Consider the following 12,228-nt stretch of genomic DNA (forward strand, 5'->3'; position numbering starts at 1 on the left):
GGCGTCGCCACCTGACAGCGTGGACAAAACAGGAGGGAGGCCCTGAGAGAGTCGAACTGTCGCTGTCCTTGGTCGGCAGGCGGGCGGTTTCGATTGACTCGTTGGCCCCCAAGTACGCCCGAAGGTCTTCGCTGTGACGGTAGCATGGTCAATTTTATGGGTATGTGGATTTGGACCGTCAAGAGATCAAGCGGTCTGCGTTGAGGGAGGTGCGCAACGACCCGACACGATCCAAGAATCGTGTACGAGCCGTCATGAAGTTATCTTGGCGTCGCCTCCTGAATGACTTCGGCATTTGCTGCGTCTGCGCCGGTCAAACTGTGGTCTTGGCAGATTCGATTTCTGTGGCGGTTATCAGACTAGAGAGGTAATCTGCTACGAAATTGAGCGCTTCCTCCCGTCCATCTGCACGCCGTCCTTTTTCCCGACGCTGAACAGAGAGCTCGTGTTCGAGGTCCGATTTCACTTCTCCCAGGATTCTCTGCAGGGATGACGGGGTAAGATTGGTATCCATATCTTCCAATTCCTGACAACGGTCCAAGACCCAATTGAGTCCTTCAATACGTCCCGCATAATGCTCCTGCTCGGCTGTATCGATCCTGGCCATTGCGGTGGCGAAGGTTTGGGCCTCGTAGATTAAATTATAAAAACTGGTGACGCCTCGTTGTAACGATGGATTCATGTTGCTCCTTTTCCTAATGATGAAGCGTGATTATACATGAGATTGATGGACGGACAAGGAGTATTTTTTCGGCTACGTGAAGAGGAGGGAATGAAACTCGTTCATGAATCCATAGTACAGAGGCGCGAAATCTTTGAGACAATCTGGGCTCGTCTCTTTGAGGCGTTTAAAAAAGAAGACTTGTCCTCGAGGGTCCAGTTGTTCAAGGAGTTGGCTGAGTTGGGCCATGGAGTAACTTCCAGATGGGACACTCAGAATATAATGAACGAGCCGTTCGACAAATTGCTGCTCCACATACTCGCTATCAAGGTAGCCGTCGGGGAGTTTACCTGAAGCGAGGAATTCATCGAATGGGATGGCTTGAGCAGCAAATGGGGTTGATTGCTGCGGCTGGGATGTCACGCTGAAAGTGCTCCCTCACTTACGGTGGTATGGTGTTCTTTCTAAGAACTGTACTGGAGGGGATGAGTCTCGTCAAGTGCGCAGAAGATGGAGAATGAACTGAGCCGAAAGACCGATGTTCAAGAACAATCTGATTTTATTATAGGGGCGGATCTCCGTAAGGGGGACCCGCCCCGCGAGCACTGTGCCTACGCTTTGGCTTAGAGCCAGGTCACGCGTTCCGCCGGTCTGATGTAGATCGGTTCCTCGACTTGTACACGAGCCACTTCTTTGCCCGATTTGTTGAAGCCCAACACCGTGTCGTTGTACATCTCGAACCGCTTGCCATGAATTTGGGTTTCAAACACTTTCGGCCCCGGAATCACGTCATAGCGGAACACGATCTGTTGGCTTGCGCGCCACAGCTGGAGAACGGCCAGCAGTTCCCGGCTCGGGACCAAATACTTCTCAATGGCATTGTCCACACCGGGGCCGAACATCTGGCGGGCATAACCGCGCGGTGAATGCCGGGGCGGGATGTAGAAGCCGTTGGGCTCGGTGCCCCATTGCGGATACAGCGGCAAGGCCACTTGCTCCACCCGGATCGCGTAGTAGAGGGGATGCCACCGATCTTCCGCCCAGAGCCCATCGTCCCCGATGCGCATGAGGCTCTGCATGCGGATCTTGCCGACGCAGGCCGCCATGCAGCGGGTTTCCATCGGCTCCCCCCCGGTCAAGGGATCTTTGCCCTCGATGCGCGGATAGCAGGCAATACATTTTTCACTGACCCGCGTGGTGCCGCGGTACATGGGTTTCTTATAGGGGCACTGTTCCACGCACTTCTTGTACCCTCGACACCGGTTCTGATCGATCAGCACAATGCCGTCTTCCGGCCGCTTGTAGATGGCCTTGCGGGGGCACGCCGCCAAGCAGCCGGGATAGGTGCAGTGATTACAGATGCGCTGGAGATAGAAGAAGAAGGTCTCATGTTCCGGCAGACTGCTTCCGGTCATCTTCCACGGTTCGTCGCGGGAGAACCCGGTCTTATCGATCCCTTCGACCAACGCCCGCATCGAGGTGGCCGTGTCTTCATAGATATTCACGAACCGCCATTCCTGGTCGGTCGGAATATAGCCGATCGCCGCCTGCCCCACCTTGGCGCCGGCGTCAAAGATGGTCATCCCTTCGAACACCCCGTAGGGGGCATGATGTTTCCGCCCGACGCGGACGTTCCACACCTGGCCTCCCGGATTGACTTGTTCGATCAGCTGCGTAATTTTCACATCGTAGAACTGGGGATACCCGCCATACGGCTTGGTTTCCACATTGTTCCACCACATGTACTCCTGGCCCTTGGAGAAGAGCCACGTGGACTTATCCGCCATGCTGCAGGTCTGACACGCCAGGCAGCGATTGATATTGAAGACGAAGGCAAACTGCCACTTCGGATGTCGTTCCTCATAGGGGTACAACATCTTTCGTCCCAGTTGCCAGTTATAGACTTCAGGCATAGTCTCCTCCGTAATTCATTAGTGGCCGTGCGCACAGCGGGTGGTGGTGTTCATGGTGCAACACCCTCCCTGCGACGTGCCATGCCGTTAGACTTTGATCTTGATGTGCTCGCCTTTGAGCCACTTGATCATGAACTCGTTTTCCTGACCCGGCGTGAAGCCCGTCCGGACCGGTTCCCACGGCCCACGCGCCCCGATGCCGCCGTCTTCCGCCTTGGTGATGCGGATCAAGCATTCCTTCGGGACCGTGTTGATCGCGTGGTGGTCGACCTGATAGCCCCACTTGAACTTCCAGGCAATCGCGTGTTTGCCCGGCAGCGAGTCGGTTTGGTGCATCGGCATCAACCAGTTCCGGGTAAAGGACTGTTGGGCCCCATACCGGAAGTTGGACTGATAGCCGGTGTCCACCGCGATGGCGCGGCCGTCCGGTCGCGTCTCGTGGCCCTTCACCGACTTCGGCGTCGACACGTACGGGGCGTGCTTCGCCATCGTGACGTGGTACGGATACGCCGGGTTGTACTTGGCGCGGATCATCAAGCGCGCGACCTTGTAGTACGGATCCGAGGGCTTCCAGCCGCGGTACGGCCGGTCCACCGGGTTGCCGTCGACATACACGTAGTCGCCGTCGTTGATGCCGCGATCCTTCGCGGCCTGCGGGTTGATGTGGATCTGGTGCTCGCCGACGCCCGGCGTCCGCTTGTCCATGCGGTAGGGATCGCCGAAGTTCGACTCGTAAATCTGCACCCAGTCGTTCACCGACCACTGGCTGTGGACCCGGTGGCGGGTCTTCGGGGTGACGCAGTAGAACTGGTACCCTTTTTCCCACAACGGGTTCGAGTGCCGCTTGATTTCCTGCCACGGCAGCTTGATGTTGCGCACCGTTTTGTCGTCATGGTGCTGCGCCGTGATCGGAATCCCGTAGTCGTCCGGGCGGACGTACGGGTTGCTCGTCATGATCGCGTTCGGCAGATACGGCGTGGCTTCCGGGCCCTCGCGGTGCACCACAAAGTTTTCGCCGTATTCGATCGCTTCCGGCTCCGTCCGGTAGTTTTCATACCGGCCCGTGCGTGTCCACATGGGCTTCGACTCGTTGGTCTCTTCCCAGAACGGATGGCGCGGGTAGGTCCGGACCATGACCATCCAGCCCTTTTCGCTCTTCAGCATCACGTCGGCCGAGTAGCCGTAGAAGGTGCTGGAGGCGTCGAGCATGCGCTGAGCGTAGACGTCAACGCGGTTGGCATAGACCATCGCGAAGTAGTCCCGCATGCGCTTGTCGCCGGTCATATCCGACAACTTGGCCGCAACCCCGGCGAACGTGTCGAGGTCGTTGCGCGTGTCGTACAGCGGCCGGATGCCGCCTTTCCAGATCTGCACCCACGGATTGGACACCGTCACCGTCATTTCCGGATAGGTGAACTCCATCCAGGAGTTGCAGGCCATGGCCACGTCGTTATGGTTGACGTCGGACGTCATCTCGATGTCCTGGGTGACCAGCATCTCGATGTTCGGATCGACGTTCTTCACCATGTCGTAGTGGTGCTTGGCGTTGTTGAGCACGTTCACGTTGACGACCCAGCGGACCTTGCTCGGCGTCGGCATGTGGGTTTTCCCGGTGAACACCTTGCGTCCATACTTGGGCGTATTGACGATCAAGGCCGTATCGCCGTGGTTCCAGTAGCCGACTTCTTCGCCGTAGTAGTACGACTTGGTCTTGATTTCCTTGCCGTGCGCGTTCGGATCCGTGGTGATGTTGAAGGGATCCTCGCCCGTGTGCACGGCCAACCCGGCGCCTGACCAGGGGGTCGCCGTCCAGGTTCCGGCCTTGTAGTTACCGGCCCAGGTATGCTGCCCGGTCCCGAACTTCCCGACGTTGCCCGTGATGATGAGGACCATCGCGGCCGCCCGGCCGTTCGAGGTCATATGGAAGTAGTGCGTCACACCTTCGCCGTTGTGGATCGCGGCGGGCTTGATCGTGCCCGAATCGCGCGCCCACCGGACCAACAGGTCCTTCGGCGTCCGGCAGATCTGATGCGCGGTATCCAGGTCGTAGTCCTGGAAGTGCACCAGGTACATCTGCCAGACCGGCATGGCGTCGACTTCCCGGCCATTGAGCAGCTTCACCCGGTAGGTCCCGGTCAGCGCCGCATCAATGCCGCTGTTCAAGTAGTGCCAGCCCACCTGCTCCCGATGGAGCGGGACGGCCTTCTGCTTGTTCAGGTCCCAGACCATCATGCCGCCCAAGCGCTCGATCTGCTCGGGTTTCAACGACTGCATCCGGCCCGAGTAGCTCTTGGAGAAGTCCGGGAACTTGTAATCCGCCACCACATCGCGCGGATCCAAGAACTGCAACGTGTCCGTACGGACCAACACGGGGGAGTCGGTGTATCCCTTCAAGAAGTCCGTGTCGTGCATGTTCTCGTCGACGAGGATCTTCATCGCACCGATGAAAATGGCCCCGTCGGATTCCGGCCGCAGCGGCATCCAGTAGTCCGCCCGATAGGCCGTCGGATTGTATTCGGGCGTGATGACGACCACACGGGCGCCGCGCTCGATACACTCCATCTTCCAGTGCGCTTCCGGCATCTTGTTCTCGACGAAGTTCTTCCCCCAGCTGGTGTTCAGCTTAGAGAAGCGCATGTCGGCGAGGTCGACGTCGGACCCCTGCGCGCCCGACCACCAGGGATGGGAGGGGTTCTGGTCGCCGTGCCAGGTGTAGTTCGACCAGTAGCGGCCGCCCTGCGCCTGATCCGGGCTGACCTTGCGGATCCAGGTGTCCAACAGGGCATTGATGCCGCCGTTGACCCGGGTGTTCCCCATCTTGCCCAAGATGCCGAGCACCGGCATGCCCGCGCGATGCTTGAAGCACCGTGTGCCCGCGCCCTTCATCATCTCGATCATTTCCGGGGCGTAGCCCTGCTCGCGCAACCGCCGCGCGCCGGCCTCGCCGCTGTACCGCGTCCCGATCAGGATCATACCCTTGGCGATATAGGTGAACGCCGTATCCCACGACACGCGCAGCATGTCGTCCAGATACCGGGCGTTGAACTTATACTTCTGCTTGGTTTCGGGCGTCAGCTCCGGGGAGCCGGCGTCCATCCATTCCTTCCAGCCCTTCCGCATCAACGGCCCCTTCAACCGATAGGGGCCGTACACGCGGCGATGGAAGGTGAACCCCTTCAAGCACATGCGCGGGTTGTGCGCGAACGTCCCGCGGTTGCCGTAGAGGTCTTCATAGGTCTGGTGGTCGTAGTTCTGCTCCACCCGCATGACCACGCCGTTCCGGACGAAGGCCCGGATGCGGCAGGCGTGCGTATCGTTCGGCGAGCAGCACCACGTGAACGACGAGTCATACCGATACTGGTCATGGTAGACACGCTCCCACGACCGGTCCGGGTACTCGCCCAACGGGTTCCCGACTTCGATGACCGGCTGCAGCGCGGTCAGCGCCAGGACCTTGTCCGCCACGGCCACCGCCGCGACAGTCCCCGCCGAGACTTTCAAAAACTGCCGACGTGAAAGAAACATCGTGAACACCTCCTCAAGTTACGGGCTTCAGAAGCCCATGTACCCTAACTGGCACAAACCACGAAAAAACCTACCACCTCCCCTCTGTTTCGATGTCGCGCTCTTCCTCACTGAATTGCCCGAGGTACTTGTGCAAATAATTGATGATTATGAGGGCTCGAGCGTGCATAACCCACGGCTCTATAGGCAATAGTCAAACCAGACTGGTTGGGTGAGGATGAAAGTCAGGCTTGATTTGTAAGTGCAGGAAAGTATGGAGATAAAATGCTCTTTTCGGTTTGTGTGTTTAAGAGCTGGAAGGCCAACATTTGGGAAGTAAACGTAGCCATTGATTACATGTGGGCGGCACTGCGCTAGAAAGGTGTGTGATAACAATTAGTTGTCATTCATTTCGCGGTGTTACCAAATGGTAGCGCATTGAGCGTGACAGAATGCGGCAGTTCCATCGTGGTAACAGTAAGGATCAGGAGAAAGATACGACTTACGGATGAACCTGTTGAAATGGAAAGGGCAGTATGCCTTGACAGAGCGCGGTGGCGTCGGTAGAATCCCGCCTCTTTTGTCGGTAGAGCGAGCGGGAATAGCTCAGTGGTAGAGCATCGCCTTGCCAAGGCGAGGGTCGCGGGTTCAAATCCCGTTTCCCGCTCCAAACCTACCTCCTATCTCTTGCAGTTTCTTTTCCTCTCTTCCCCAAACACGTGAGTGGCAATTGTGCACTCCCGTATTCGGATACGTATGCTGTGCATTTGTATCTAGGCTGCGGGGCCGTATCCTGGGCGCAGGGGGACATGTTTCCGGCATGGCCATGACCGACCCCATTACGATTGTCCAGATTGAGCAGGCTGCGGCGAGATTGCAGGGCGTCGCGCATATGACTCCGGTCGTGGCCAATCGACGGCTGGATGAGGTCGCTCGAGCACGCGTTTTCCTGAAGTGCGAGAACTTCCAGCGGGTCGGAGCGTTTAAGTTTCGCGGAGCCTACAACGCCGTGTCGCGATTGGCCGCGAGTGGAGACTCCCGGCCTATCGTGACCATATCTTCGGGCAACCATGCGCAAGGCGTAGCGCTAGCGTGTCGATTGCAGGGGCGAGTTGCGCATGTGGTCATGCCCGCGCCGGTGAATGTCGCCAAACGTGCAGCGGTGCTGGGCTACGGCGCAGCGCTGTACGAAGCCCCCAATCGTCCCGAAGCCGAACGATTGGCTCGCGACTTGGTACTTCGGCACGACGCCGTTCTGGTGCATCCCTACAACGATCCGGACGTCATGGCCGGTCAAGGCACGGTGGCGCTGGAATTTCTCTCCCAGGTTCCGAATCTTGACGTATTGCTGGCCCCGGTGAGCGGTGGAGGGCTGATGTCAGGCCTCTGTGTGGCGGCTCATGCCAGAAAGGCGGATATTTGTCTCTATGCTTGCGAACCCGCCGGCGCGTTGGATGCCATGGTCTCCGTGCGGGAGAATCGCATTGTGCCAGTCGTACATCCGCATACCATTGCAGACGGATTACGCGCGACGCTGGGTGACCTGGCACTGCCCATTCTACGCCAGCATCTGTCCGGATTCTTCGTGGTTCAGGAGCAGGAGATCATCGATGCGATGCGCTTCGTATTCGAGCGCATTAAGGTGGTTATCGAGCCGTCGAGTGCCGTGGCTATCGCTCCGCTGCTGCGCGCGGAAGGGTGCCTGAGAGATCGTACGGTAGGTGTAATTCTGACCGGTGGAAACGCGGATTTATCGGTGTTCTGGGACTCGCTCTCCGCTTCTTTGCACTAGACCGATCACAACTTCGGTTCCGGCCTGATGGGGCGGGTCAATGCCTGGAGGGTCTGCAACAGCTGGCGTGCGGCATCCAGGTCTCCAGCGGTCATTGGTGTGAGGCCGAAGCGAGAGCGGGTATACAGCTGTGTAAGGGCTTCGGCGCTGGGGAGTGCTTCCGACCAGTGAATCTTGATCTCTCCTAGAAATTCCAGCGGTGTCGTTGCAGGAGCCTTCACTAAGCCCTGCCGGGAGCAACAGACCAGCAAATCTTGATAGATCACAACGGCCGTCTGCTGTGTCGACGTCAGCGCGTTCCTGCCAATGACTGGTCTTTCGCTACGCCGGCGGGTGAGGAAGAGGAGATATCCAATCCCTGCCAGCAGGATCGCAGCCATCAGCAGGGCCTGCGATCTGTTAACGTGCGAGACCTTGGCAAGTGAGCGGCCGAGAGTCTCGGTCACGGGCGCAAACATTGTGAAGAACGAATCGGCCAGCCGGGATCGCATGGCATCTCCGCTTTCCCGAAGGTTCTGTACCATCGCCATTTGGTCGCTCGCGCTGTAGTGGACGAAAAGTCGATCCCACTTCAGACGGACCGAATCCAGAGCGCTTCGCGTCGCTTGCCACCAGCTGGATGGTGCCGGGGCCGGTGCTGATGGAGTGGGATCCATGGTGACCCAGCCTGATTGAGGAAAATACACTTCGACCCAGGCGTGGGCATCACGTTGTCGCACCGTATAGTAACTTCCGAAGCCGTTCCATTCAGTGGCCAAGAAGCCTGTGACCAGCCGGGCTGGAATGCCCACTGATCGCAGGAGGACCACCATTGCCGTTGCATAATGCTCGCAGTACCCGGTCCTCCGATCGAATAGGAAATCCTCAAGTGGCCGTGCGGACTGCGTTGCGGGAATTTCCAAACTGTAGCGATAGCTCGTAAGCAGATGGGTTCGGATCAGACTTACCGCATGGGCGATGCTCGTTGCGGACTTGGTAATGCTATGGGCCAGATCGGACACTTGCGGGCTTGTCGGCGGTAACTGCAAATAGTGCCGCTGAATGAATTCGGAATATAGGAAGGCGGTCGCCTTTTGATCGGCGGGGATAATGCTCCTCGGCATTGAGTAAACCGAGTACTGAAGGCGCGAGTTGCTGGGAAATGGCAAATAGAGTGCGCTCATCGGGTCTGACTGAACGGAGAGGAAGTCTCCGATCACAGTGACCGGCAACGGCGCGCCGAAAATGACCGGAGTGTCCAATGGTTCCAGCAAAATGTCTTGCCTAAGACGAGCAGTCGCTGGCGGAGGGGGCACGTTTGTTGTGGCCCGAACCGTGAATGTTCCTTGAGGGGATTCCATCAGTGTGCGGCGATGCAGCAGGCTATTGCTCCATGATTTTCCATTGTACTGATCGTACGCCACGCCGCGTAGGTACAACGATTCGGCTTTGCCTCTCCCCTCGATTCCTTCCGGCAGTTCAACACGCATGACTACGCTTGGGTCGTGTTTGACCGGGCCAATCATTCCCAAATCAACATGCTCGGTGAAGCCGGTTGTCCGCAGGCTGTCCCCCCGCCCTTTTTGAAAAAATCCGACACCGATTCTGGGAATCGCAAAGAAGAACATGAGGGTGAGGCAGAAGGCTCCGGCGGCCACGGCATTGGTCGTCCAAAAGAATCTCAAGCTAATCGGCCTGCTGTTCAAGGTGCGTGTTGCATGAACGAGGGGCTGACCGTCAGGCCCGACTTGCTCCTCTCGTTCCTTCGTGAGGTGGTAGAGCAGGAGTGTCCAGACGCCGCTCAAAAGATAGGCTATGAAGATCGGGGCATACCAGACATGTGACGTGAGTGCGGCGGAGGCAAGGATGGCCATGAGGCTGATGGCATAGAGGTGCTGAAAGTCACGACGATGTTCCAGGTTGAACAGCTTATTGATTAGGAGTGTGACCAGAAAATGAATGCCGGCCGGCAGCAACTCTTGTGAGATGAATATCAGATCCGCCCAAAACCCGGCAAATGCCAGCAGCAGAAAGATGTTCCAGGTTAAGGCGGAAAACCGTACCGTCGAGAGCCTCGCACCCACACCGGATGTCTTTATGAGGCGAACGAGGGCCACCGCGAACGCCGCGCTACCGAGAATAAGTAACCAAGTCGGCAGCAGCATCGCGAGTCCGAGACTGGCAAAACTGGTGCCGGCCAGCAGTATCGAACTGAGCCTGAACGCCCGATCAAGCGACATCAAAAAGGTCCCGATAGGATTCCGGGTCAATGGTGATATCGATAGGGATACCGAGAGGCGAGGAACCGGCTGAGATCCACGGTCGGATGAGGACGGTGAATCCATCTCGGGAGTTTCTAAGGACTTGCGTCAAGGCGGTCTCTACATCATCCGCGTTTTCCGGATTAGAGCGCGTACACAGTGCCAATGTCTCTAGGATTCGAGTCGCATGTTCCTCTCCGGCTCCGAACGGGATGGATTCTGATCCCAGCACCAAGCGCAAATGATATCCCCGAGAATGGAGTAGCTGTACGATCGAGCCGGCAATGGACAAGGCTCTCTCGAATCGGCTGTCATGCTCGGGCGGGGCTACCGGCGACATTGCCAGGGTTACCCACCTCTGATCTTCGGCCTCAGTCTCCTTGATCATGAGTTTGGACGTGCGTGCCGTGGTCATCCAATGTATCGCACGGGAATCATCGCCTGTACGGTACTCCCGAAGATTGTAGAGAGAAAGGCCTCGTCCTCGTTGGGCCAGGTGTTGATCCTGCCCGATCACGCCTAAGTCTTGGAGTAAGCTGGAGGGGAGTGGATACCGTGCGGGGCAGACAATGATAGAGGTCTCGGCTGGGTAATAACGCTTTTTCAAGAACAGGCCAAAGGGGAATGGTGTGATAACGCGAATCCCGTCGAGACGAGAGTATCCACGTTTCAGCAGCAGTAAAGGATACGAGATCAAGATAGTGGCTCGTGGTGCGATGTATTGGAGATGGGCGCCACGGTCGAGATCGATCCCCTCGGTGACGTCAACGAGACGAAGAGAAAAACTGGGTAGGCGGAGTTTGCAATTTTTTACCTCGAGTGTGATCGTCGTCGGTTCGTTGGCGAACAGGTACTCGGGAGCATGGCGGCCAAATTCCAATCGCCGGAGGCACTGCTCAGAAAGCAGGCCAGACATGACGATCAAGCTCAGCATCATGGCGAGCAACAGGTAGAAGAGATTGTTGCCGGTGTTCACGGCGGCTACACCGACTGCTAGGGTAAACAGCAGGAAGCGGGTGCCTTCGGATGTCAATCGTATCGAGCGGCGTGGCGAGATTCGGCTGAAGATGGTCCTAGCGAAGGGCTGCGGCATAGTCCAACGTGATGTCCTCAACCGAGGGGGGATGAGACAGCGCCCTATGCCGGTTTAGATAGGGACCGGTACAGCGGCCAAGAGATCCTGAATCACCCGTTCAGCTTGCTCGAAGCTGTTGGTACGCACACCCTGGGCACGGTTAAGCATGACGCGGTGAGATAGGACGGTTGGGGCCAGTTCCTTGATGTCCTCGGGGCAGCAATAGTCCCGGTCGCGTACGAGAGCAAGGGCTTTGGCCGCTTTACACAGTGCCAAGGTCCCGCGTGTGCTTACGCCCAGGGACAGCATCTCGTGCTGACGCGTGGCTTGCACGATGGCTAGTAGGTAGTCCAAGAGACTGTCTTCCATCCGAACCTTTTCCACCATCGCTTGCAGATCGAGCACATTCTGAGCGGTAAGCACGGCTTGAATTTCGTTGGCCGGGTGGAGTGACTGCGGACGGTCCAACACCTTCTTTTCCTCGTCCGGAGTCGGGTAGCCGATTCGGAGCCGCATCAGAAACCGGTCGAGTTGCGATTCCGGCAAGGGAAAGGTGCCGTGATATTCCGCCGGATTCTGTGTGGCGATTACCATAAACGGTTGGGCGAGCGGATAGGTTTGGTTATCGACGGAAATCTGGGCCTCACTCATCGCCTCCAGCAAGCTGCTTTGGGTTTTTGGAGTGGTGCGGTTGATTTCGTCAGCCAACACGATGTTTGCGAACAGGGGCCCCGGCATGAACTCAAACGCCTGCTTCTGCCGATTGAAGATCGAGATTCCCACGATATCAGAGGGCAAAAGGTCGCTCGTGAATTGGATCCGTTTGAATGAGCAGTCGATTGATCGCGCAAGACTGTGTGCCAACGTGGTTTTCCCGACCCCCGGCACGTCTTCGATGAGCAAATGCCCTCTGGCGAGAAGGCAGACGACCGACATTTCGATGACGCGGGATTTACCCTTGATGACACGTGCAACGTTGTCGCGTAAGGCTTTGATAGATTGAGAGGAATTCACGATGGAGGTTCTTTGAGACAGGCACCGGG

General features: G+C 57.6%; 8 protein-coding genes and 1 tRNA gene. 2 read left to right on the forward strand and 7 right to left on the reverse strand.

Annotated features, from left to right (window positions below; genetic code table 11):
- Nucleotides 1-313: 313 nt before the first annotated feature.
- From KF814_08135 to KF814_08150, 4 genes are all read right to left on the reverse strand, one after another.
- Complete coding sequence (locus tag KF814_08135; protein MBX3236108.1) at nt 314-682, reverse strand: hypothetical protein; 369 nt, start codon at nt 680-682, stop codon at nt 314-316.
- Between the two features lie 72 nt (nt 683-754).
- Nucleotides 755-1,084: a hypothetical protein gene (locus KF814_08140; protein MBX3236109.1), complete on the reverse strand. Its 330-nt coding sequence runs from the start codon at nt 1,082-1,084 to the stop codon at nt 755-757.
- A 200-nt stretch (nt 1,085-1,284) separates the two neighbouring features.
- Nucleotides 1,285-2,574 (reverse strand): nitrate oxidoreductase subunit beta, encoded by a 1,290-nt coding sequence (locus KF814_08145; protein MBX3236110.1) that lies wholly within the window; start codon nt 2,572-2,574, stop codon nt 1,285-1,287.
- An 87-nt stretch (nt 2,575-2,661) separates the two neighbouring features.
- Nucleotides 2,662-6,099, reverse strand: coding sequence for a molybdopterin-dependent oxidoreductase (locus KF814_08150; GenBank protein ID MBX3236111.1), 3,438 nt, complete (start codon nt 6,097-6,099; stop codon nt 2,662-2,664).
- Nucleotides 6,100-6,673: 574 nt separating this feature from the next.
- Here KF814_08150 and KF814_08155 point away from each other — a divergent pair.
- Together KF814_08155 and KF814_08160 are read left to right on the forward strand one after the other, a co-directional pair.
- A tRNA-Gly gene (locus KF814_08155) sits at nt 6,674-6,748 on the forward strand.
- A 150-nt stretch (nt 6,749-6,898) separates the two neighbouring features.
- Entirely contained in the window at nt 6,899-7,870 is a 972-nt protein-coding gene (locus KF814_08160) for a pyridoxal-phosphate dependent enzyme (protein ID MBX3236112.1), read from the forward strand.
- A gap of 5 nt (nt 7,871-7,875) precedes the next feature.
- Here KF814_08160 and KF814_08165 read toward each other — a convergent pair whose 3' ends face one another.
- From KF814_08165 to KF814_08175, 3 genes are read right to left on the reverse strand one after another with little or no spacing between them, the layout of a single operon-like run.
- A complete protein-coding gene (locus KF814_08165) occupies nt 7,876-10,089 on the reverse strand; it encodes a DUF3488 domain-containing protein (GenBank protein ID MBX3236113.1) in 2,214 nt (737 codons plus the stop codon).
- Nucleotides 10,079-11,203, reverse strand: a complete 1,125-nt coding sequence (locus KF814_08170) for a DUF58 domain-containing protein (GenBank protein ID MBX3236114.1) — start codon at nt 11,201-11,203, stop codon at nt 10,079-10,081. The genes KF814_08165 and KF814_08170 overlap by 11 nt, the downstream gene beginning before the upstream one ends.
- Before the next feature lie 54 nt (nt 11,204-11,257).
- Complete coding sequence (locus tag KF814_08175; GenBank protein ID MBX3236115.1) at nt 11,258-12,199, reverse strand: MoxR family ATPase; 942 nt, start codon at nt 12,197-12,199, stop codon at nt 11,258-11,260.
- Nucleotides 12,200-12,228: the final 29 nt, after the last annotated feature.

The sequence above is a fragment of the Nitrospiraceae bacterium genome (assembly GCA_019637075.1).
GTDB lineage: Bacteria > Nitrospirota > Nitrospiria > Nitrospirales > Nitrospiraceae > JAHBWI01.